At 64.7% G+C, this 19,730-nt stretch carries 24 protein-coding genes; 9 read left to right on the top strand and 15 right to left on the bottom strand.

Annotation, left to right across the window (positions count from 1 at the left end):
• Nucleotides 1-69 precede the first annotated feature (69 nt).
• A complete protein-coding gene (locus MQH31_RS19675; RefSeq protein ID WP_243013466.1) occupies nucleotides 70-1,392 on the bottom strand; it encodes an MFS transporter in 1,323 nt (440 codons plus the stop codon).
• 218 nt (nucleotides 1,393-1,610) lie between these two features.
• Between MQH31_RS19675 and MQH31_RS19670 the strand changes: the two genes are divergently transcribed.
• From MQH31_RS19670 to MQH31_RS19660, 3 genes are all read left to right on the top strand, one after another.
• Nucleotides 1,611-2,774 (top strand): globin domain-containing protein, encoded by a 1,164-nt coding sequence (locus tag MQH31_RS19670; RefSeq protein ID WP_243013465.1) that lies wholly within the window; start codon nucleotides 1,611-1,613, stop codon nucleotides 2,772-2,774.
• A 228-nt stretch (nucleotides 2,775-3,002) separates the two neighbouring features.
• A complete protein-coding gene (gene moaA, locus MQH31_RS19665) occupies nucleotides 3,003-4,118 on the top strand; it encodes a GTP 3',8-cyclase MoaA (protein ID WP_243013464.1) in 1,116 nt (371 codons plus the stop codon).
• 44 nt (nucleotides 4,119-4,162) lie between these two features.
• On the top strand, nucleotides 4,163-4,861 hold the full coding sequence (locus MQH31_RS19660; protein ID WP_243013463.1) for a helix-turn-helix transcriptional regulator: 699 nt from the start codon (nucleotides 4,163-4,165) through the stop codon (nucleotides 4,859-4,861).
• A 46-nt stretch (nucleotides 4,862-4,907) separates the two neighbouring features.
• Here MQH31_RS19660 and MQH31_RS19655 read toward each other — a convergent pair whose 3' ends face one another.
• Nucleotides 4,908-5,234, bottom strand: a complete 327-nt coding sequence (locus MQH31_RS19655) for a non-heme iron oxygenase ferredoxin subunit (protein ID WP_243013462.1) — start codon at nucleotides 5,232-5,234, stop codon at nucleotides 4,908-4,910.
• Nucleotides 5,235-5,374: 140 nt separating this feature from the next.
• On the opposite strand from MQH31_RS19655, the gene MQH31_RS19650 reads away from it, so the two are divergent.
• The 4 genes from MQH31_RS19650 to MQH31_RS19635 all read left to right on the top strand — a co-directional run bounded on the left by MQH31_RS19650 (nucleotide 5,375) and on the right by MQH31_RS19635 (nucleotide 9,013).
• Nucleotides 5,375-5,710 (top strand): DUF2249 domain-containing protein, encoded by a 336-nt coding sequence (locus MQH31_RS19650; RefSeq protein ID WP_243013461.1) that lies wholly within the window; start codon nucleotides 5,375-5,377, stop codon nucleotides 5,708-5,710.
• Between the two features lie 26 nt (nucleotides 5,711-5,736).
• Nucleotides 5,737-6,561, top strand: coding sequence for a Crp/Fnr family transcriptional regulator (locus tag MQH31_RS19645; protein ID WP_243013460.1), 825 nt, complete (start codon nucleotides 5,737-5,739; stop codon nucleotides 6,559-6,561).
• A 143-nt stretch (nucleotides 6,562-6,704) separates the two neighbouring features.
• Entirely contained in the window at nucleotides 6,705-6,944 is a 240-nt protein-coding gene (locus MQH31_RS19640) for a heavy-metal-associated domain-containing protein (protein ID WP_243013459.1), read from the top strand.
• A 77-nt stretch (nucleotides 6,945-7,021) separates the two neighbouring features.
• Nucleotides 7,022-9,013 carry a heavy metal translocating P-type ATPase gene (locus MQH31_RS19635; RefSeq protein WP_243013458.1) on the top strand — a complete coding sequence of 664 codons (1,992 nt, stop codon included), beginning with the start codon at nucleotides 7,022-7,024 and terminating at the stop codon, nucleotides 9,011-9,013.
• On the opposite strand, the gene fdxA is transcribed toward MQH31_RS19635, so the two are convergent.
• The gene (fdxA, locus tag MQH31_RS19630) at nucleotides 8,939-9,277 is read right to left on the bottom strand and encodes a ferredoxin (protein WP_243013457.1); all 339 of its coding nucleotides are present in this window, start codon (nucleotides 9,275-9,277) and stop codon (nucleotides 8,939-8,941) included. The two genes, MQH31_RS19635 and fdxA, sit on opposite strands and share 75 nt — an antisense overlap.
• Complete coding sequence (locus MQH31_RS19625; protein WP_243013456.1) at nucleotides 9,274-10,620, bottom strand: aminotransferase class III-fold pyridoxal phosphate-dependent enzyme; 1,347 nt, start codon at nucleotides 10,618-10,620, stop codon at nucleotides 9,274-9,276. The genes fdxA and MQH31_RS19625 overlap by 4 nt, the downstream gene beginning before the upstream one ends.
• Nucleotides 10,621-11,639: 1,019 nt before the next feature.
• On the opposite strand from MQH31_RS19625, the gene cmtR reads away from it, so the two are divergent.
• Nucleotides 11,640-11,993: a Cd(II)/Pb(II)-sensing metalloregulatory transcriptional regulator CmtR gene (cmtR, locus tag MQH31_RS19620; RefSeq protein ID WP_243013455.1), complete on the top strand. Its 354-nt coding sequence runs from the start codon at nucleotides 11,640-11,642 to the stop codon at nucleotides 11,991-11,993.
• Complete coding sequence (locus tag MQH31_RS19615) at nucleotides 11,990-12,676, top strand: cation efflux transmembrane domain-containing protein (protein ID WP_243013454.1); 687 nt, start codon at nucleotides 11,990-11,992, stop codon at nucleotides 12,674-12,676. Before cmtR ends, MQH31_RS19615 begins: the two co-directional genes overlap by 4 nt.
• Before the next feature lie 51 nt (nucleotides 12,677-12,727).
• Here MQH31_RS19615 and MQH31_RS19610 read toward each other — a convergent pair whose 3' ends face one another.
• The 11 genes from MQH31_RS19610 to MQH31_RS21010 form a co-directional block, all read right to left on the bottom strand.
• Nucleotides 12,728-13,060, bottom strand: a complete 333-nt coding sequence (locus MQH31_RS19610) for a helix-turn-helix domain-containing protein (protein ID WP_243013453.1) — start codon at nucleotides 13,058-13,060, stop codon at nucleotides 12,728-12,730.
• Between the two features lie 13 nt (nucleotides 13,061-13,073).
• Nucleotides 13,074-13,277 (bottom strand): SHOCT domain-containing protein, encoded by a 204-nt coding sequence (locus tag MQH31_RS19605; RefSeq protein WP_241976105.1) that lies wholly within the window; start codon nucleotides 13,275-13,277, stop codon nucleotides 13,074-13,076.
• 101 nt (nucleotides 13,278-13,378) lie between these two features.
• Nucleotides 13,379-13,966 (bottom strand): thioredoxin-like domain-containing protein, encoded by a 588-nt coding sequence (locus tag MQH31_RS19600; RefSeq protein ID WP_243013452.1) that lies wholly within the window; start codon nucleotides 13,964-13,966, stop codon nucleotides 13,379-13,381.
• A 339-nt stretch (nucleotides 13,967-14,305) separates the two neighbouring features.
• Nucleotides 14,306-14,518 carry a hypothetical protein gene (locus MQH31_RS19595; protein ID WP_243013451.1) on the bottom strand — a complete coding sequence of 71 codons (213 nt, stop codon included), beginning with the start codon at nucleotides 14,516-14,518 and terminating at the stop codon, nucleotides 14,306-14,308.
• 2 nt (nucleotides 14,519-14,520) lie between these two features.
• On the bottom strand, nucleotides 14,521-14,814 hold the full coding sequence (locus MQH31_RS19590; RefSeq protein WP_243013450.1) for a thioredoxin domain-containing protein: 294 nt from the start codon (nucleotides 14,812-14,814) through the stop codon (nucleotides 14,521-14,523).
• Nucleotides 14,811-15,482, bottom strand: a complete 672-nt coding sequence (locus MQH31_RS19585) for a peroxiredoxin family protein (protein ID WP_243013449.1) — start codon at nucleotides 15,480-15,482, stop codon at nucleotides 14,811-14,813. The genes MQH31_RS19590 and MQH31_RS19585 overlap by 4 nt, the downstream gene beginning before the upstream one ends.
• Nucleotides 15,479-16,456, bottom strand: coding sequence for a cytochrome c biogenesis CcdA family protein (locus MQH31_RS19580; protein WP_243013448.1), 978 nt, complete (start codon nucleotides 16,454-16,456; stop codon nucleotides 15,479-15,481). The genes MQH31_RS19585 and MQH31_RS19580 overlap by 4 nt, the downstream gene beginning before the upstream one ends.
• Before the next feature lie 110 nt (nucleotides 16,457-16,566).
• Nucleotides 16,567-17,643 (bottom strand): M56 family metallopeptidase, encoded by a 1,077-nt coding sequence (locus MQH31_RS19575; RefSeq protein WP_243013447.1) that lies wholly within the window; start codon nucleotides 17,641-17,643, stop codon nucleotides 16,567-16,569.
• Nucleotides 17,640-18,005, bottom strand: coding sequence for a BlaI/MecI/CopY family transcriptional regulator (locus MQH31_RS19570; RefSeq protein WP_134533675.1), 366 nt, complete (start codon nucleotides 18,003-18,005; stop codon nucleotides 17,640-17,642). Before MQH31_RS19570 ends, MQH31_RS19575 begins: the two co-directional genes overlap by 4 nt.
• A gap of 139 nt (nucleotides 18,006-18,144) precedes the next feature.
• Nucleotides 18,145-18,738, bottom strand: a complete 594-nt coding sequence (locus MQH31_RS19565) for a DUF305 domain-containing protein (protein WP_279239286.1) — start codon at nucleotides 18,736-18,738, stop codon at nucleotides 18,145-18,147.
• A 154-nt stretch (nucleotides 18,739-18,892) separates the two neighbouring features.
• Nucleotides 18,893-19,495 (bottom strand): DUF6153 family protein, encoded by a 603-nt coding sequence (locus tag MQH31_RS21010; protein WP_372488193.1) that lies wholly within the window; start codon nucleotides 19,493-19,495, stop codon nucleotides 18,893-18,895.
• Between the last annotated feature and the right edge of the window lie 235 nt (nucleotides 19,496-19,730).

Here is a 19,730-nt window from a genome sequence, read left to right as displayed (position 1 = left end):
CGGCTCATTGGGCTCGGCGAGGCCGGCCTGCATCCCGAGGCTCAGCTCGCTCGCATCAACCTGCTGAAATTAGCCGGGGAAGGGAGCGCCCGGTCGTGCGTAGAAATGCCACGTCAGCCAGGTGCAGAAAACGCAGAAGACCGCACAGCCGACGAAGAACGAGGTCGGGCTCACCAGGGTCAGGGCGATACCCACGATGAATGGACCGAAAGCTGCGATCGCCGACGTCCAGGCGATGGCGCCGCCGGCCTGACGCTTCGGGAAGATCATCGGCATCTGCTTGAACGTGCCCGCATTCGCGAAGCCAGCAAAGAAGAAGATCGCGATCATCCCGCTGAGAAAGCCCCAGAACTGGTCAACGCTTGTGGGTGCCAGGAAGAATGACGTGAAGACAGTGCCGGCGACCATGCCGACGGCGCCAATGAGAGTGAAGATCGCGCCACCCCATTTGTCACAGAGGGGGCCGCACGCCGCGCGGACGGCGGCGCCGACGAGCGGGCCGATGAAGGCGAAGGCAAGCGGGTTCGGCGCGTGCGGGAAGTGGCCATAGACGTTCAGAATGATCAAACCCATCTGGGCAGCGAGGCCACTGTACAGCCCGAAGCTCATGAGGTAGATCGCCGTCATGAGCCAGGTGTGCTTGATACGGAAGATGTCCATCTGCTGGCGGAAGTTGGCCGTCACGGGCACCCGGCGCAGGAAGACAATCGCCATCACAACTCCAAGAAGCGCCCACGGGATCAGGACGAGTCCACCGTTGTGCAGCCAGACCAGCTGGCCCTTCGCGCTACTCTGCGGAGTCAGCGCCGCAGTACCGAGCAGGCCGAAGCCGACAACCCAGGGCAGCAGAAGCTGGATCAGCCCGATGCCGAAGTTTCCGATCCCCGCCTGCAGGCCGAGCGCGGTGCCGGCCAGACGCTTCGGGAAGAAATAGCTCGTTGAGGCCATGAAGCCGGAGAAGGTTCCACCGCCGATCCCTGCCGCGAAAGCGAGGGCGAGGAGTACCCAATACGGAGTTGAAGTGTCGCGGGCCGCGAGCGTCCAGCCGAGCATCGGGAGCACGAGCAGGGCAGAGGACATCGCGACGAGCGCGCGGGTGCCCATAATCGGGGGCAGAAACATGAAGACGAGGCGCAGGAGTCCGCCGGCAAGCCCGGGCACGGCAACGAGCCAATACAGCTGACCAGGGGTCAGGGTGTAACCGATGTCATTGAGCCGCGGTGCGATGGCGCTGACGAGATACCAGGCGGCGAAGCTCAGGGTGAGCGTGTAGGTCGTGATCCACAGAGTGCGCCAGGCGAGCTTGGAATCCCAGGTTTCTTCGTTCTCCGGATCCCAGTTGGAGAGATCGGGTTTGAGTTTCGACGGGAGGAGTGTGGAAGAGCCTGACATGTGCTTCCTCGGACTAGGTGGTTTCGGGCGGAAGCGCCCGCGCAATTACCACCCTGACCTCGGCGACCGACGGCGACAATCGCGGAACGCCGTGAAAAATGAATCCAGCGTGATCAGGCCGAATCGCAGGGATCGGTTCAGGTTCACTTCGCAAAATCCAAAAGTCAGAAATAAAAATGATAGTTTTGATTTAAATACCTAAAATGTTTGGAGTCAACATGCTCTCTGCCCAGTCTCTGCCCCTGATCGAAGCGACGTTGCCCCTCGTAGGGGAGCGGATGCCCGAAATCGCCAGGAACTTCTACGGCCGCATGCTCACCGCCCACCCCGAGCTCTTCGACGGCCTGTTCAGCCGCTCGAATCAGAAGAACGGCTCCCAGCAGCAGGCACTCGCGGGCAGCATCGCCGTGTTCGCGACGCACCTGGTTCAGAATCCCGAGACCACTCCCGAGGCCATGCTCTCCCGCATCGCGCACAAGCACGTCTCCCTCGACATCCGGCCCGAGCAGTACGACGTCGTCTACAAATACCTTTTCGAAGCCATCGCCGACGAGCTCAGCGACGTCATCACAGCGGAGATCGCGGGCGCCTGGACCGAGGTCTACTGGCTCATGGCGCACGCCCTGATCAAGATGGAGAGCGGGCTCTACTCCGGCCTCGCAAGCGACAAGCCCCTCGCGCCCTGGGCCGTCGTGAAGAAGGAAACGGCCGGTACCGACGCCGTCACGTTCACCCTCGAACCGGCCGATGACACCCCGGTGTCGCCCGCATTGCCCGGCCAGTACGTGAGCGTCACCGTGCGGATGCCCGACGGCATCCATCAGGTGCGGCAATACTCCTTGTCAGCCGGCACGGCCACGACCCGCGTCTTCACCACCAAGCTGGATGCGAACGGCGAGGTGTCCCCAGCTCTGCACCGCGACGTGCAGGTCGGCGACACGCTGATCCTCTCCGTGCCCTGCGGGGACATCACCCTCGACCAGGGCGACGGCCCGCTCGTCCTGGCCTCGGCCGGTATCGGCTGCACGCCAAGCGCGTCCATCCTGCGCTCGCTGGTGGACGGTGCCTCGAAGCGCGAAGTGCTCGTCCTGCACGCCGAAAGCAACCTGGAACGCTGGGCGCTGCGCGACCAGATGAGCGAGGACATCGCCCTGCTCGAGACCGCCGAACTGGAACTCTGGCTGGAGATCCCGAGCGCGGGACACCACGAGGGATTCATGTCCCTCGAGAATGTGACCATTCCCGACAACGCCTCGGTCTACTTGTGCGGGCCGCTCCCGTTCATGCGCAGCCTGCGCTCACAGGCGCTGGCGGCAGGGGTCCCGGCCAATCACATCCACTACGAGATCTTCGGTCCGGACCTCTGGCTCGCCGGCGTCTGAGGCGCCGGCGACGATGTCCGTCTGCTCCGTGAGGATGGTGCCCACCACCACGCCGGCACCGCCCGCGAAGGCCATGATCGCGCCGCCGGATTTGTCACAGGACGGGGCGCTCGTGGAGCGCTCGGGGCACGCCCGACGGGGTCAACGACTACGGATACGGCGTTGGCCAGGCTTCGGCGGGCGGCATCGGTGCGATGGATCGCGACCGTGCGGGGTTAGGGTCGGTGTATGTCCGGCGCACTGATCCCCGTGCACCCCATCGAGCCCCTGGCCGCTGCAGTGCCGGTCGCGCTTGCCCCGACGCCGGATACCCGCCTCGTGGACACCCTCAATCGACCGCTGCACGACCTCCGGCTGTCTGTCACCGACCGGTGCAACTTCCGCTGCGTGTACTGCATGCCCAAGGAGGTCTTCGGCAAGGACTTCGCGTTCATGCCGCGAGACGAGATGCTCAGTTTTGAAGAGATGACCCGGCTGGCTCGAATTTCGGTGGCGCACGGGGTGGAAAAGATTCGGCTCACCGGCGGCGAACCGCTGCTGCGCAAGGGCCTCGAGGACCTCATTGAGATGCTCGCGGCGCTCCGCACTCCCGCCGGCCGGCCCGTCGACATCGCCCTCACCACCAACGGCTCCGGTCTGTCATTGAAGGCTCAGGCGCTCAAGGACGCCGGCCTCAAGCGGGTGACGGTATCCCTTGACTCCCTTGACGACGCCACATTCCGAGCCATGAACGATGTCAATTTCCCGGTCGCCCGCATCCTGGCGGGCCTCGATGCCGCGCACGCGGTGGGCTTGGGCCCGATCAAGATCAATATGGTGGTGAAGCGCGGCCAGAACGACCAGGACATCGTCAACATGGCCCGGCATTTCAAAGGCACACCTTACATTCTGCGCTTCATCGAGTTCATGGACGTGGGCACGAGCAACGGCTGGGACATGGGTGCCGTGCTGCCGTCCAGCGAGGTGCGCGATCGCATCCACGCCGAACTGCCGCTGGAAGAAGTGGCCCCCAATTACACCGGCGAGACCAGCCGGCGCTGGCGCTACCAGGACGGCGAGGGTGAGATCGGCCTGATCTCCAGCGTCACCCAGTCGTTCTGCCACACGTGTTCACGGGCCCGGGTCTCCACTGACGGCAAGCTCTTCACCTGCCTCTTCGCCAGCGAGGGCCACGACCTGCGCGAGCTGCTTCGCAACGGCAGTAGCGACGAGGAGCTCTCCGCGGCTATGGGCGCCGTCTGGCGTCAGCGAACCGACCGCGCCTCCCAGCTGCGCAGCGCCCAGACCGGTGCGGTCCGCTCACCAGGTGGCAAGAGGATCGAGATGTCCTACATCGGCGGATGACCTGTGTCCGCGACGGTTTAACCGCATTCTGATACTCTGAATGCATGGTCGCCACCACTCAGAACGACGCTCGGCATGCCGCTCTGGCCAGCGAGCCGCGACGTCGCGCGCTGGCCCTGATCAGTGAATCCGCCGTACCGCTGGGTGTGGGCCCCGTCGCCGACGCCCTCGGCCTGCACATCACCACCGCGCGTTTTCACTTGGACCAGCTCGAAGCCGCCGGGCTCATCGAGCACCAGGTGGCCCGGATCGGCCAGCGCGGCCGACCCCGTGTGCTGTTCAGTGCGGTAGCGGCCCCGCTGCCGGTGGATTCGGCCCTGCAACAGCTCGCCCAGAACCTCGCCGCTGTGATCGGCGAAGACGACGATGGCGGCCGCGCCCGCGCAGTTCGCGCCGGAGAGCGCTGGTCAGCGCAGTACGCGGCAGGAGCGAATGCAGTGGAATCCGACGGTCCGGTGGCCAGCGTTCCCACCACCGACGTCGTACCATCGCTGCTGCGAGTGTTCACCGAGATTGGCTTCGAGCCCGAACTGCGCACCACCGAGGCAGCGATCGCCCTGACCGCCTGTCCGTTCCGTGCCGAGGCGCGGGCCAACCCCGATGTGGTCTGTTCGGTACACCTCGGCCTCATGCAGGGTCTCGTGCGCACCTTCGGTCATGACGCAGCGAGCATTCGACTGGAGCCTTTCGTGCAGCCCACCCTCTGCATGGTGCACCTGCCCGTCAGCACCCCTTCGGTCTAAGAGGACACGGGATACGGGCTGGCGCTTCCCTCTCCATTCGCACGTGTCAGGCGACGTAGGCGGCGACGTCGACCAGGGTTGTGACATCCACGTAGACGTCGCCGTCGACGATGGTGAGGGGGTAGACCGGAACCGGTTCAGAGGCAGGCAGCGTGCGTGCCCGTCCGGTCGACAGCTCGAAGCGGCCGCCGTGGGCCCAGCACTCCAGGTCGTCGCCCTCGACGAAGCCCTCGGAGAGCGAGATGTCGGCATGCGAGCACATGTCGCCGAGCGCGAAGCAGTTGCCCGCGCTGTCTTTCACCAGGGCTACTGCGACGCCGTCGACGATCACTTTAATCGCTTCACCGAGCTCAAGTTCCGATTCTGCGCACACCCTGGTGGCCACCTGCTCCTCAATTCTGCCGGTTCAATCACATTCCGGCGCTGTTGTCGGGACGAACATCCCGATTAAAAGGATACTCATCCTCTATAATGGAACTCTAGGTCATTCGACCGGGCCTGAAGGAGAAGAACATGACCGCCGAACCGATCATCCTGTCATCGAGCCGCCTCGGCGCCGAACCGGCCGACCATGAAGCACGGCCCGAAGCGCACGCCTGCGCCTGTGGCCATGAAGACACCGAGAAGATCGTCCTGGACTCGCGCACCATCCCGCACGCCATCCGGCACGCCACGATCTTCGGAGCTCTCGGCGCCATCCAACCCGGCTTCGCCCTGGACCTGATCGCCTCACACAACCCGCTGCCGCTGCTCGGACAGCTCGAAAGCAGCCGCCCCGGTCAATTCCTGATCTCCTACCTCGAGAACGGGCCCGAAACCTGGACGATCCGCCTCACCCGCGCCAACTGACCCCACTGTATCCTCGAGGTGCTGCGATGAGTGAGAAGCCGATCACCGTGACGCAGGCCGCGGTGACGCGGCACACCCCGCACCTACCCAAGCCGCACCTGCGTGCGCTGCCTTTGCGCGCGGTGCCGCTCCGCAGTACCTGTGGGCGACCGCACCCGTGCCCTCCGGCCATGCAGCGGCGCATCCTCGAGCAGATTGGCCTGTTCCAGGGCCTGTCCGGCGATGAGCTGGCGTCGATCGGCGCGCGGATGGAGTCGCTGGCCTGGTCCGCGGGCGAGGCGCTGTTTAGCGCGGGCGAGCCCGCCGAGCACGTCTACCTGCTCGCAGCCGGCCAGGTGAAGGCCTTCCGCACTACCGCCACCGGACAGCGCACCAGTTTGGACTTCTTCGGCCCCGGCGACGTGCTCGGCGGCCTCACCTGGGCGGGCGGCAGCGGCTACACCGAGACGGCCCTCGCCCTGGTCACGACCTGTGCCCTGCAGATCGACGCCGGAGCCTTCCGCGAAGTGATGTTCGCACAGCCGTCGGTGGCGCTCGGCGTACTTGATGTCGTGTCCGGTCGCCTCGCCCGCGCCCGCTCCGCCGAACAGGAACAAGCCTCAGCCACGGTCACAAAACGGGTGGCAACCGGCCTGCTGCGACTCGCCGACACCTTCGGGGTACCGGGAGACGCACCCGGAACGACCTTGATCCAGCTACCGCTGAGCCGGGCTGACCTGGCCGCCATGGCCGGTACCAGCGCGGAATCAGCGTCCCGCGCTATGAGCCGGCTCCGCCGTAGTGGCCTGATCGACACCGGACGCCGCTGGACCGCGGTCCTCGACGCGGATGGCCTGCTCGCGGCGAAATGACCCTCCGGTTCACTCGCATCCATAGCAGCCCCTCGGCGGTGACCTGCGGACAAGTGACCGCCGTCATGGTCCCCTCACAGAGGGCAACGTAGCGTCGCAATCACCCCGGAATTCCGGGGCTGTTCCCATCGAAAGGTCACACCATGAGCGCCATCGCGCCAACCATCACCCACACCAGCCTGCGCGCTGAGGGGTTCTCCTGCCCGTCCTGCGTGGCCAAGATCGAGAAGCAGGTCGGCCGCGTACCCGGGGTCACCGCCGTCACGGTGAAGTTCGCCTCGGCCCGCATCGAAATCGAGCACGACGCATCCACTGTGAGCGTCGAGGAATTGATCGCGGTCGTCGCAAAGGCCGGCTACAGCGCGCGCCTGGCCGCCTTCTGACCTTGGCGGGTGCTCCTGCCGGCGAGTCGGCCGGAGCACCGAGCCCACGCACACCGAAGCTCAGAAAGGTACATGCCATGGAAACCATCCGGACCTGGATGACGAACCGGTGGGCGGTCCCTGCCGTCTCCGGCGCGCTGATCGTCGCCGCGCTGGTGATCCTTCAGATCGCCCGCATCGACATCGTCGGAAACCTCCTGATGGTGGCTGCGGCCATCGTCGCCGGCACCCACATCGTGATCACCGCCGCGCGGGCGCTGTGGGCGAGGGTCATCGGAATCGACCTGTTGGTCGCCGTCGCCGCCATCGGTGCGGTCATCATCGGGCAGTACTGGGAAGCGGCCGCGGTGACGTTCCTCTTCGCCATCGGTCACGCCCTCGAGACCGCGACGCTGAACAAGACCCGATCTGCGCTGGCCGAACTCGTTGCGGTCGCCCCCGATATCGCCATCACCCTTCGCGACGGTGAGCAGGTGGAAGTGCCCGCCACCGCCGTGATCCTCGGCGAGACGGTGCTGGTCAAGAACGGCGCCAAGGTTCCCGTCGACGGCGAGGTCATCGGCGGTGCCGGTGCCCTCGACGAAGCGTCGATCACCGGTGAGTCCATGCCTGCGGAGAAGATGGCGGGGGACCGCGTGTTCGCCGGTACCGTCGCACGGAGCGGATTCCTGCAGGTGCGCGCCACCGGCGTGGGCGCCGACACCACCCTGGCCAGGATCATCCACCGGGTCGAGGAGGCGCAGGACGCCAAAGCCAAGACTCAAGTGTTCATGGACCAGTTCTCCGCCTGGTACACCCCTGTAATCCTGGTTCTCGCAATTGTCGCCGGACTCGTCACCCAGGACATCGTGCTGGCGCTCACGCTGCTGGTCATCGGCTGCCCGGGAGCGCTCGTCATTTCCATCCCGGTGTCCATCGTCGCCGGCATCGGCCGGGCTGCGAAAGACGGCATCCTGATCAAGGGTGGTGAGTTCCTGGAGACCTCTGCGAAGATCACCGCGGTCGCCGTGGACAAGACCGGCACGCTCACGATCGGACGCCCGACGGTCACCGATGTTGTCGTGCTGAACCCCGCCCTGACCCGCGCCGACGTGCTGGGCTGGTCTGGGCGCGCCGAAACCGGTTCCGAGCATCCGCTGTCCCGTGCGATTCTGGATGCCGCCAGGAGCGAGGGCCTGGACGTCGCGGGCCTGCCGGAGTCAACCGAGCCGGTTCCGGGTAAGGGCATCGTGGTCTCCACACAGGGCCGCCGCGTGCTGATCGGCAACCCGGCACTGCTGGCGCAGTACTCGATCATCGACACGGATGCCGCGACTCAGGCGGCCACCGAGCTGGCCCAGGCCGGCCGCACGCCCATGATCGTCGTGCTCGACGGGACGGTCGCCGGTGTCATCGGGGTCGCGGATGAGGTGCGTGCCGACGCCGCCCGGATGGTGGCTGACCTGCACGCCGCCGGGGTGAAGCTCGTCATCATGCTGACCGGCGACACTCCGGTGGTCGCGCATGCCGTCGCGTCCGTCACCGGTGTGGACGAGGTGCGTGCATCGCTCCTTCCGGAGGACAAACTCGCTGTCGTGACCGGCCTGCAGGCCGAGGGCTACGTCGTGGCCATGGTCGGTGACGGTGTCAACGACGCTCCCGCCCTCGCCGCGGCGAATATCGGGGTGGCGATGGGAGCCGCCGGGTCGGCCGTCGCGGTCGAAACCGCTGACATCGCGCTGATGGGCGACAATCTGCTCAAGCTCCCCGAGGCCATATCGCTGGCCCGCCGCACGGTGAACACCATGCGACAGAACATCGCCATCGCGCTCGTCACCGTGACCGTGCTCCTGCTCGGCGTGCTCCTGGGCGGAGTGACGATGACTATCGGAATGCTCGTGCACGAAGCGTCTGTGCTGATCGTGATTGTCAACGCCATGCGCCTCTTGCGTCGGCATGAACGGCATGAACGGCATGAAGGTCACAGTGAGGCGCACCCGCCCGCCTTGGGCGGGTTAGGCCGCGGGGTGGGTCTTGACGAACCTGGTGTCCATGCCGATGACGGGGATCTTCGAAGCGCCACCCGGTGATCCCACCGGGGCGTCCCGCCCCTCGAGAATGTCGGCGAAGAACCTCTCGTTGTCGGCGAGGTACGGTTGTTCCTCGTCGGGCAGGTCGGCTTCGTAATAGATGGCCTCGACCGGACAGACCGGTTCGCAGGCACCGCAGTCGATGCACTCATCCGGCTGGATGTAGAGGGTGCGTTTGCCCTCATAGATGCAATCGACGGGGCACTCGTCCACGCACGCCCGGTCCTTCACGTCGATGCAGGGGGAGCCGATCACGTAGGTCATTTGGGTACCGCCGTCGACAGGAGGGCAAGGGTCTCCTCGATCACGGTGGCCGCGTCGTCGATGAGTTCGGCGCTGATCACCACCGAGGGCAGTAAGCGGAGCACCGAATCCCACGAGCCGGCGTCCAGCACGATGACACCGTGGCTGGTGGCGTGGTCGATTATCGTCCGCAGCGCCGCCGGGTTGGGGGCGGTCGTGCCGGGAACAACGAGCTCGACGCCGAACATGGCACCCTGGCCGCGCACGTCGCCGACCACGTCGTAGGTGCTGGGCCAGTTGCCGATGCGGGACCACAACATCCGTTCGACCTCCCGGGCGCGTGCGATCAGGTCGTCACGTTCGATCAGGTCGAACACTGCCAAGGCCGCCGCGGTGGACACCGGGTTGCCGCCGAAGGTTCCGCCGATGCCGCCGGGCTGCACCGAATCCATGATCTCGGCGCGGCCGGTGACCGCCGCGAGCGGAAAGCCGCCGGCGATGGCCTTGGCCGTGGTGACCAGGTCCGGTACGACACCGTGATGCTCGATCGAGAACCAGGTGCCGGTGCGGCCGAGGCCGGCCTGGATCTCATCGGCGATGAAGACGATGCCGTGTTCTGTGCAGAACTCGCTTATTCGCTGGAAGTAGCCGGGGGCGGGGATATTGATGCCGCCGTCACCCTGGATTGGCTCGACGACGAAGGCGGCCACCTCGCTCGCGCCGATGTGCGTGACGATGTAGTCGATGGTGCGTTCAGCGGCCTCGCGTCCGGACAGGCCGTCACGGTATGGGAAGCTCACGGGGGCGCTGTAGATCTCTCCGGGGAACGGCCCCATTCCGGCACGCTCCGGCCACGGTCGGTACGTCATCGCCATGGTGAGGTTGGTCCGGCCGTGGAAGGCATGGTCGAGCACCACGATCGCGCGGCGACCGGTGAACTTGCGTGCGATCTTCACTGCGTTCTCCACCGCTTCGGCACCGGTGTTCACCAGGATGGAGCGCTTCTCGAAGTCGCCCGGGGTGATCGCATTGAGCTTCTCGGCCACCCGAACGTAGTTCTCGTACGGGGTGACGGTGAAGAGGGTGTGCGTGAGCTTGGCGGCCTGCGCGGCGGCGGCCGCGGCCACCTCAGGCAATGCGTGGCCGAAGGAGGTGACGCCGATACCTGAGCCCAGGTCGATGAGCTGGTTGCCGTCCACGTCCACCAGGATCGCGCCTGATCCGTGGTCCATGTAGATGGCGGCCAGGGTGCCGGCGCCGGCGCCGGCGGACACGCTCCGGGTTCGGCGTTTCTGCAGGGCGAGGGACCGAGGTCCGGGCAGGGCGGTGAGGAGGTTGCGGTGTTGCGGCACACTGTACGTCATGACGCCACCCTACGGCCGGGATCCGCCCCCACGCCCGGGAATCGCAAATTAAAATGAAAAAGATTAGTTAATTGGCACTTGAGTAGGTGGCTAAAGCTGGCGCGTGATTGACCGCGGGGTCTACAGCGCCATACAGCGGGGCTATGGGGCCGTCGGACTGGGACTGTGTCCCAATTGCAGATGCACGACTCACAGCAAAAGCCTGAGAGGAATTGGGAATTGATGCGTGCACGTTTATTCAACGTTTATTGCCTCGAGACGGGCCGAGGCGGGCCGAGGGGTTGCGATATCATTTTTTCGAAACATCGCAAGGAACTGTTGATCAGATCGAGATCAGTCCAGATGCGTCTAGGTCTCGGAAGAAGAGTCGCTTGGCCAGGAACGGCCCGTCGCAATCCGTCGGTCCCGGGTTCAAGTCCCGGCCGCCCTACTGAAAAGTGTCTTCTGATCTGGAATTCTAGTTTGGTCATTTCTGATGAGACTTGAGTAAATGGTCAAGAGGACTCGGGTCAGCGTCGTGCGGGTGGACCAGAAAAACAGCCTGACCAGCACTTATATTCTTCTGATTTGTCGGTGACGAGCCGAGTGCTGCGAACGGTCATGGGTTCAAGTGATTCGCGGTCTCGAGAATGCGCGCTGATCTGCACGTTTCTTTAGCTCTAGCTTGTGGCACATGGTGCCGCGCACTTTTATTCACCACTTATTCGCGCGGAACGCGTCGCCGGCCCGTGAAATGCGTCTGTCCGATGAGGAGATTTGCCGTAGTCGTTGGGCCGGTGCTTGTCGCGTGGCGTGGGTTTTGCCAGCGCTCTTCGAAAAGTAGGCCAGTAGCGCCGTCAGTTTCACACGGCCTAATTTTCAATGAGCGTAGACAGGAGGCCATGCGACATGGTCATGAGCCTCGAAACCAGGTGGTTCCGCCGATTCTGAGGGGAGCGGTCGTGCTCTGTCATAGTTGTCTCCGCCGTTGCTTTGTGGGCACAATCAACAATGGTCATCCTGGACTGTATGGTCACTACATGCTGACTATTTCCTCACGTCTGGGCGTGATGAACCGGATCGGGCGCGCGATGGCCGATCCGACCCGATCCAAAATCCTGTTGAGCCTGCTCGAGGAACCTGGTTACCCGGCGAAGCTCGCCCGAGAATTGGAACTCACGCGCTCGAACGTTTCGAACCATCTCAGTTGTCTTCGCGGCTGCGGCCTTGTTGTCGCCGTGCCCGAAGGGCGACAGACCCGGTATGAGATCGCCGACAGGCACCTGACGCGGGCGCTTCAGTCTCTGTTCGACGTTGTCCTCGCGGTCGATGATGGCACGGCCTGCGTTGACGAGAACTGTGACCAGCCGCTCTGCTGTGGGACGCCGGCGTGACCGCCCCGACGAATGGTTCAGGCGCCGTCCTAGATTCTGTGCGGAAACTGGTCCTCCAGCGTCGCATTCGATTCATCGTCGGCATATCGATCACCTACAACGTCCTAGAGGCGGTCATCGCTATCGCTGCAGGGAACGTGGCGTCCTCTGCCGCACTGATCGGCTTCGGGCTCGACTCGATTGTGGAAGTGCTGTCCGCGGTTGCGATCGCCTGGCAGTTCTCCGCTCCGGATCCTGAGAAACGGGAAAAGGTAGCTCTGCGCGTGATCGCGTACGCTTTCTTTGCCCTGGCGGCCTATGTCATCATCGAGGCCGGCTTGTCCATCTTCGGGCTGCGGGAAGCAGCGCGAAGCCCGGTGGGCATCGTCCTCGCCGCTGTCAGTCTCGCCGTCATGCCCTTCCTGAGTTGGTTCGAACGTCGAACCGGCCGCGAACTGGGGTCCGCGTCGGCGATCGCCGATTCGAGACAGACCCTTATCTGTAGCTACCTCTCCGCCGCTCTCTTGATGGGCCTGGTGCTCAATTCGCTGCTGGGTTGGGCGTGGGCCGACTCCGTAGCCGCTCTCGTGATTGCGGCCTTCGCTATTCGTGAAGGCCTCGAAGCGTGGAAGGGTGAGAGTTGCGCGGTCCCGATCAGCGCCCTTACCGGGGAACGCGTCATCGAGGACGACCACTGCTGCTAGCCAGCGACTCTGGAAGCGGAAGTCACCGGACGGACTAAGGCACAATCCGTGTCACGGTTGGATGTCGTTGATGCGCCGGTAGAGCGTGGTGCGGGACATGCCAAGATGACGGGCCACCTGTGAGGGTGGTTCGCCGGATTCGATGAGTTGGAGAGCGTTGCGGATCTGGTGCTCGGTGAAGGTCTTCCGACGACCGCCGCGGCGTGTGCTCGAGGAACGTCGTTTGAAGACGCTTTCGCGGATGCGGTCCCGGGCCACCTCTAATTCCATGCCGGCGACGGCAGTCAGAACCGCGAGGACTGTGTTCCGTCCCGAGGCGTCGGAGTTGTCTGTGGACTCGCTGATGTCGAGGACTCGGAGTGTTGCCCCGATCAGTGTGCCCACGTTCGGACCTTCGCTACCTGCCGTTGAGGATTTCGCGGCGCTGCCGATACTCGTTCTCATCGATTTCACCGCGTGCGAAACGTTCGTCGAGGATCGTTCTGGCCGAGCCGGGTGCGGCGCTATTGTCCTGCTGAGGGCGATCTCCGTGGAAGAGCCGGTAGAAGACAAACGCCAGGGCAACGATGCCCCCGATGGCGAATATCCACGCGAAGATCATCCATGGACCTGTCCAGCCCATCCCGCCGTACCCCATCATGGTGTGCTCACATTCTCTTGTCGTTCATTCGTGGAATTGGTGTTCTCGGTCGGAGCTGCAGGTCAGGACACCTTGCCGGGTCCGTCCAGGCCTCCGGTGCAGGGGGAGCCGGGTTCTGGAGCAGTTGCGGCGCCCCGATACTTGGCGATGAATGCCGCGAGTCGGGGATCGGCCGGGTCGCTGATGTCGAGCTGCGTGCCCCAGGCCGACGCGACGATTGATGATGGGAGACCGGCGAACGGAGACAGGATCGCGTATGTCGAAGGGATCTCCTTGCGCAGAGCCGCGAGCTGATCACCCGTCACTTTTGAAGCGTCATAGGTGACCCACACGGCGCCGTGCTCGAGCGAGTGCACTGCGTTTTCGTTGGGGACGTTGTCGGAATACACGCCACAGTTCAGGAGTGTGACGGAGTGGTCGCCGCCCACCGGCGGCAGCGGGTTGTATTTCACGGTGCCGGTGACGTGCTGGGAGGTCTGGTCCGGGAAGGTTTGTATGCCGTCAACGGATGTCGGTGCTGCCGCGTTCTTGGGGGCGCCGGTGGTTGTGACGACGAGGACGACGACGAGCACGACGATCCCCGCGGCGGACCAGGCTGCGGCGATTCCGATCTTCCGGTTCCGTTTCGCTTTGAATTGTTCCCGCTTCAAGGAGGCGACTTTTTCTGCCCGACGCACGGCTCGTTGCTGCTTAACGGGGGCCGGCGGGGCTCCGTGACCTCCGCCAGCTGAGTGGTCGTCCGAGTGTGGGGGTGTTTCACGAGCCATGTCAGCGGTCCTTCGGTTCAGGTGAAATGTACCCGATGGTGTCCTGTAACGACTTGAGTTCGGCTCGGGCGGCCTGAATGTCCCCTTGGACGTTCGTCGCCGGCTTAACGCAGCACGCGGCGTCACCCGGGGCGGTTCGGCTGCGCAGCATAGGGCGCATGCAGAACCGCCAGGTCAGAGCCGCGGCAACGACGGTCGCGACCAGGGAGATCAGAATGGGGATCACGCGGTCGGTCCGGTCCCGGGGTGGCGTTCGTCGAATGCCGCGGCCTGTGGGCGGAGGGCGGCCACTTCGGCGCGCAGGCGGGCGAGTTCTTGTTCTTCGGGACCGTCGACGGTCTTTCCGTGGCCGCGTGCGCGCATCATGAACCACATCATCAGGCCCATGCCGACGGGGCAGATCAGGGCGGGGAGGATGTAGAGGAATTGCTGCATGGTCAGGATCCTTCTGGTCGGGTGGATTGGGTTGAGTCGGGGGTTTGGAGCATGGTGGTGAATTTCCGCCGGAGGGCGCGGGTGGACAGACGCCCGTGCGCGATCAGCCGGCCGTTGGCGACGAGTCCGGGGGTGAAGGCCAGGCGCTGCTCGCGGGCGATCGCACGGCCGGCATCGCTGTTCACGTCGACCTCGTCGATCTGGAGGGGGAATTCGGCGGACAGTTCGGCCAGCACTCGTTTTCCCGCGATACAGGAGGGGCAGGCGCTTTGAGTGAGTAGGGTCAGGGCGATCATGACGTCGTATCGGTCTTCAAGTCGAGGAGGAGCTGGTCGACGGGTACGAACATGGTGTATTTCGGAGCCCCGCCGTAGTCGGCGCGCCATGTGATGGTGCCGTCGGGACCCACGAGGATGAAGCTGTGGCCATCGGTGCTGGTGCCCATCATGCCGAATTCGTTGGCCCGGTACTTCTTCGAAGTGACCAGGTCGGGGTCGGACAGGACCGGGGTTTTCAGGCCCATGTCGGTGGTTTTCCGAGCGATTTGCTGGGCCGGGTCGGTTGTGATGGACACGACGGCGTCGATTCCCGCTGCCTGGAGCTTCGCGGCGTCCGTTTCCAGGCTGGTGATCTGCGTCCAGCAGGGTTCGCAGGCCAGGCCCTCCTGGAAGAAGAGCAGCACACTCTTGCCGGTGTAGTCGGCCAGGGACACCTGTCCGCCGGAGTTGTCGGCGAGCGTGAAGCCTGGTGCGACCTGACCGATGCCGGGGTTTCCGACGTCGTACGACGACTGCATCGTCATACCGGCGGCTGCAGTCGTGGGGGCGTTGGCGCTGGCGAAGACGCCGTATAGCCCGGCGAGGACGATGCCGGCGATCAGCAGCCCGGTGATCCAGCCGAACCAGCCGGGGCGGCGGGACCGGATACTGGGGTACTGTTGCCTGTTTTTGGGGGCGGAACTCATTTGGTGGTGTCCTGTTCTGTGCGTGCGGAGGTTTCAAGGGCTGCGTCGCTGCAGCAACTGGAGTCAGATTCCGTTGGTTCAACCGGCTCGCCGGTCGACGCCGGGCTTGGTTCCTGGGGTTCCGGTTCGGTGTGGTGGGTGGCACGCCAGACGAAGTAGCCGATTCCGGCAACCAGCACGATCGCGACGGCCCAGCCGGGAAGCCAAGCGAGCGCCTTGGTCGCCACGGAGACACTGTGTTGCAGGTCAGCACCGAACTGGGCCAGCCAGCCGCCGGAGGTCATGCCGGGTCCGACGGCGGCCTGGATATAGGTGAGGATGGCCATCACGATGAGTAGGACGGCGGAGGCGAAGCTGCCGACGGCGAGGCTACCGCTGAACCGGCCGAGGCGCAGGGTGATCTGGCGTCCCTGAAGCCACTTGCTTGAGCCCCAATCCTTACGGTCCCAGACCAGCGCCAGTATGGCGAGGGGGGCGACCATTCCGGCCACATAGGTGAGGCCAACGGCCAGGGCCGCGGGGAACGAAGCGGTTGCGCCGGAGAGGACCGCTACGCCGATGAGTACCGGAGCGCAGCACGAGCTGGCCGCTCCGGAGAACACTCCGAGTCCGTAGACCGAGGCGAGGCCGTGGCCGGCGGGAACTCGGCGCGCGAGCATCGGAAGCTGCAGCCTCCAACCGAACAGCATCGCAATGCCGCCGATCAGCATCGCCGTGGCTGCGATCGCGAAGACGATCGCGTGCTGGCCGGAGATCAGCCCGATCAAGGCCGTTGCTCCCAACCCGATCGGCACGATGATCGTGGCGACCCCGGCGGCGAAGACCAGGGTCGCTCCCACGATGCCGGAACGCCGCCGCATGCCCGACGCCAAGTAGGCGGGCAACATCACCGACACGCAACAGGGCGCGAGCAGGGCAACCAGACCGCCCAGAAAGGCGGCGAGCAGAGTGCCGCCGAACAGTAGATTTTCCATATATTCTTCGCCTTCACCCGGGCCGCGTCATGCGCGGACACTCACCTATCCTCCTAAGGAGATTAGGTGATCGTGATGCGGTTGTCTAACTGGCGTGCCGAAGCTGAAAGTCAGCTGGAGAAGCGACCGTCGTCCATGCTGTCGACGGAACACGGGGCATGCGCAGCAGATGCAGGCGCAGGCGCGCTTCCGGACGTCGGAGAAAGGGACGACGACAGGCTGGTTGCCGGCGCGAGGGGGCACAACACATGATCCGCGCTCGTCACGGCCGGCCAGCCGAGGGCGAGTCCGGGCGCGATCAGCAGCAGCACGATCGCGACCGCTGCAGCGCACGTGGGGAGGCGGCCCACAGATTGGCGTGGAGGGAGGAGCCGGCGGACGCGGGCCGCGGCCCCGGTTCCAGCGGCTCCGAGAGCGACGGCCGGCACTGCACGCGGCGGCACGGCTGCGACGGCCAGGAGCGCCGCTGCGACCGTGAGCCGGTGAGTTCGTGCAGCCGCGACATCGTCGGCTCGAAGTTCGACCAGGCGAGCCGTCTCCCGCGCAGCCAGCCGGAAAGGCGGGAGCCCGTGAAAGGCCTGCGACAGTGCCACGGAGAATGCCAGGGCGAGGTCGTGCCGCTCAGTGAGGTGCGCGCGCTCATGGGCCAAAACCGCGATGAGCTCTTTGTCCGTCAGGGCGTGAAGTGCGGCCGTGGTCACGACAGTGCGCCGGTGGATTCCGGGCATGCAGTAGACCGCAGCTTCCGTGGAATCGAGGATGACGATGTCGCGATCGATGTCCGGGCGACCAACCATGTCCAGAACTCGACGATGTGCATTGCGCTCCCGTGACATTCGGGCGCCCGTTGAGGCCAGGCCCCAGAAGCAGCGAGTGATGACGGAGCAGGCCAGTAGCGCCCCACCAATACCGACGGCGGCACCGGTCGGAGTCGAATACTGCTGTTGCAGCGCCATTACACAAGCCTGGAAGACGTCGATGATGCCCTTTCCGCCCAGGCCGGCGACGGGAATCGCGAAGGACAGGCCGGCGAGGGCCAGCGAGCCCACGACCGCGACTGTCAGTGCCTGCCAGGACGCGATAGCGAGCCGGGGCGCACGATCGACCCAGTTCGCGCGCAACAGGAGCCGGGGGACGGCGACGGAGAGCGCTATCGCGTACACGGTCAGGGTGATTGCGACAATCATGACTTCGGCTCGTTGTCCTGCGCGGCGGAAAGTAAACGGCGGAGTTCGGCTGCTTCGTCGTCGGGCATTTCGTCTACGAAGCCCACGAGTGCTGCCGCCCGGTCGTCGGCGAAGGACAGCGCCTCGCGGATGAGTCCGGACACATAATCGTCCCGGGTGGCCGCGGGACCATAGCGGAATGCGCGGCCGTCTCTTTCCTTGCTGAGCCAACCCTTGCGATTGAGGATCTCGGTGACCGTCTGCACGGTGTTGTAGGCGAGCCCACGATTAAGCCTGTCCAGGATCTCCCGCACCAACAACGGATTCTCGGCCTGCCAGACCTCGTTCATGATCGCGTTTTCCAGATCACCGAACTTAGCCATGGTCGAGCCCCTTCACAATTGTCGTGCCTCGCGAACTGGCCCGAAAAGAGAGTTCGCTTCAATCCTAGTCACCTAAGGATATTAGGCGCAGCGGAGCCGCGGAGCGCCGATGACGCTCCGCGGCCTGTCGGCGGGCCGGCTACAGGGTGGCGAGGATGTCCTGCATCTGCTTGATCTGCGCCGTTTGGTCGGCGATGATCTTCGTCGCGAGGGCCTGTGCGTCCGGGTTCTGCCCGTCCTTGAGCTCGACGTCGGCCATGTCGATGGCGCCCTGGTGGTGCTGGATCATCTGCTGAAGGAAGAGCTTGTCGGCGGCCGGGCCGGTCGCAGCGTCCAGCGCGGCCATGTCCCCATCGGTCATGGAACCGGAGCTCATGTCCATTCCGGGCATGTTCGTGGCGGTCGCACCCCACGCTGTGACCCAGGAACTCATCATCGTGATCTCCGGCCCTTGGGCCGCCTTGATCTGCTCGGCAAGAGCGGTAACGCGTGGATCGACCCCGGTCTTGTCGAGCATGGTTTGGGCCATCGTGATCGCCTGCTGGTGGTGGTCGACCATCGGCATGGCGAACGAGACGTCGGCATCGTTGAACACTGCTGTCGATGCGGCGGGGGCGGAGGATGAGGATGCGCTGGCGCCGCCGGCCGTGGTAGCGCCGGCCGAGCAGGCGGACAAGGCAATGGCTGCGGCTAGTGCGGTGGCGGTGAGAAGGGGAATGCGAAGGGAAATCAAGGGGAGTCCAATCTGTCAAACAAGGGGTTGTGATTGTCGTCTGCGGAAGAAGATCCGGAGACGGCGAGCGTGCTCGCGGGCGAAGCGAGACATGGAAATCGCTGGAACGGCGAGAGTCCGCCGCACCACGGGGAGGCTCACAGCCGGTTGTTGATCAGACGCGGCTAATCGACAGGGCCGTCAGCGAGGGCGGTCGTTGTGGAGGGAGTCGCAGCGAGAGAGGGGGTGCTGCGCGCACGGCGGTGCACTGGACAACGAGGGTAATCGCGTGCTGGGCGACAGGATTCGGGGAGTGCGCGATGAGTCCGGCAGCGCACGCGGACCCTGTCATTAGGCAATCGACGGCACACATGCCGAGACAAGTCGACGGCAGGTGAGACGTTCCTGACGCAGATGCACTGGAAATCGAGGCTAACGGCAGTTCGAATTCCGACACCCCTGCGCTGAGGACTGAAATGTTCGACTGCGCGTGAGACCTGGCGTGGGAATGCGGCGAGGCTTCGGATTCTGCCGCCATCCCTGCATGCATCGCTACCAATCCGAAAACGATGGCTGCAAGAGAGAGGATTCCGACGAGCGAACGACGCAGTTGCGCGGCGGCTGTGAACGCGCGACTGCACGGCTGAGCTTCCACCACGGCGTTCCCTTTCTTCCCCTGCCGTCCGCAGGCGGCAATGCTCACACTGTAGTCAACGGATGCTCCGCGCGGTCTGAGAGGGCCGACCTTGTTCGACGACGAACAGCCGGAGGTCGCCATCCTCTTATACCTAAGGGGGGTATAAGCTGATGATGTAGGCACCGAGAAACACAGTGTCGAGCACCAGCAATTTCCTCGAGAGGATCGTTCATATGAGCCCATCGACTGAGACCAGGATCATGCATGAGCATGCGGCAGCCACGACCACGACGAGGCAAGACGCCATGGGGCACGGCGGCGGCCATGGCTCCATGACGATGTCCAGCATGATCCGGGATATGCGTAACCGGTTCCT

The organism is Cryobacterium zhongshanensis (assembly GCF_022760445.1).
Classification (GTDB): domain Bacteria; phylum Actinomycetota; class Actinomycetes; order Actinomycetales; family Microbacteriaceae; genus Cryobacterium; species Cryobacterium algoricola.
The sequence above is the reverse complement of the archived record's forward strand: the minus strand, read 5'-3'. Positions and strand labels throughout refer to the sequence as shown.

What these genes read in the sequence shown, in the direction of transcription:
- MQH31_RS19675 (WP_243013466.1), bottom strand. Translation starts at nt 1,392, where the DNA reads ATGTCAGGCTCTTCCACACTCCTCCCGTCGAAACTCAAACCCGATCTC.
- MQH31_RS19670 (WP_243013465.1), top strand. Translation starts at nt 1,611, where the DNA reads ATGCTCTCTGCCCAGTCTCTGCCCCTGATCGAAGCGACGTTGCCCCTC.
- moaA (WP_243013464.1), top strand. Translation starts at nt 3,003, where the DNA reads ATGTCCGGCGCACTGATCCCCGTGCACCCCATCGAGCCCCTGGCCGCT.
- MQH31_RS19660 (WP_243013463.1), top strand. Translation starts at nt 4,163, where the DNA reads ATGGTCGCCACCACTCAGAACGACGCTCGGCATGCCGCTCTGGCCAGC.
- MQH31_RS19650 (WP_243013461.1), top strand. Translation starts at nt 5,375, where the DNA reads ATGACCGCCGAACCGATCATCCTGTCATCGAGCCGCCTCGGCGCCGAA.
- MQH31_RS19645 (WP_243013460.1), top strand. Translation starts at nt 5,737, where the DNA reads ATGAGTGAGAAGCCGATCACCGTGACGCAGGCCGCGGTGACGCGGCAC.
- MQH31_RS19640 (WP_243013459.1), top strand. Translation starts at nt 6,705, where the DNA reads ATGAGCGCCATCGCGCCAACCATCACCCACACCAGCCTGCGCGCTGAG.
- MQH31_RS19635 (WP_243013458.1), top strand. Translation starts at nt 7,022, where the DNA reads ATGGAAACCATCCGGACCTGGATGACGAACCGGTGGGCGGTCCCTGCC.
- fdxA (WP_243013457.1), bottom strand. Translation starts at nt 9,277, where the DNA reads ATGACCTACGTGATCGGCTCCCCCTGCATCGACGTGAAGGACCGGGCG.
- MQH31_RS19625 (WP_243013456.1), bottom strand. Translation starts at nt 10,620, where the DNA reads ATGACGTACAGTGTGCCGCAACACCGCAACCTCCTCACCGCCCTGCCC.
- cmtR (WP_243013455.1), top strand. Translation starts at nt 11,640, where the DNA reads ATGCTGACTATTTCCTCACGTCTGGGCGTGATGAACCGGATCGGGCGC.
- MQH31_RS19605 (WP_241976105.1), bottom strand. Translation starts at nt 13,277, where the DNA reads ATGATCTTCGCGTGGATATTCGCCATCGGGGGCATCGTTGCCCTGGCG.
- MQH31_RS19595 (WP_243013451.1), bottom strand. Translation starts at nt 14,518, where the DNA reads ATGCAGCAATTCCTCTACATCCTCCCCGCCCTGATCTGCCCCGTCGGC.
- MQH31_RS19590 (WP_243013450.1), bottom strand. Translation starts at nt 14,814, where the DNA reads ATGATCGCCCTGACCCTACTCACTCAAAGCGCCTGCCCCTCCTGTATC.
- MQH31_RS19585 (WP_243013449.1), bottom strand. Translation starts at nt 15,482, where the DNA reads ATGAGTTCCGCCCCCAAAAACAGGCAACAGTACCCCAGTATCCGGTCC.
- MQH31_RS19580 (WP_243013448.1), bottom strand. Translation starts at nt 16,456, where the DNA reads ATGGAAAATCTACTGTTCGGCGGCACTCTGCTCGCCGCCTTTCTGGGC.
- MQH31_RS19575 (WP_243013447.1), bottom strand. Translation starts at nt 17,643, where the DNA reads ATGATTGTCGCAATCACCCTGACCGTGTACGCGATAGCGCTCTCCGTC.
- MQH31_RS19570 (WP_134533675.1), bottom strand. Translation starts at nt 18,005, where the DNA reads ATGGCTAAGTTCGGTGATCTGGAAAACGCGATCATGAACGAGGTCTGG.
- MQH31_RS21010 (WP_372488193.1), bottom strand. Translation starts at nt 19,495, where the DNA reads ATGGCGACCTCCGGCTGTTCGTCGTCGAACAAGGTCGGCCCTCTCAGA.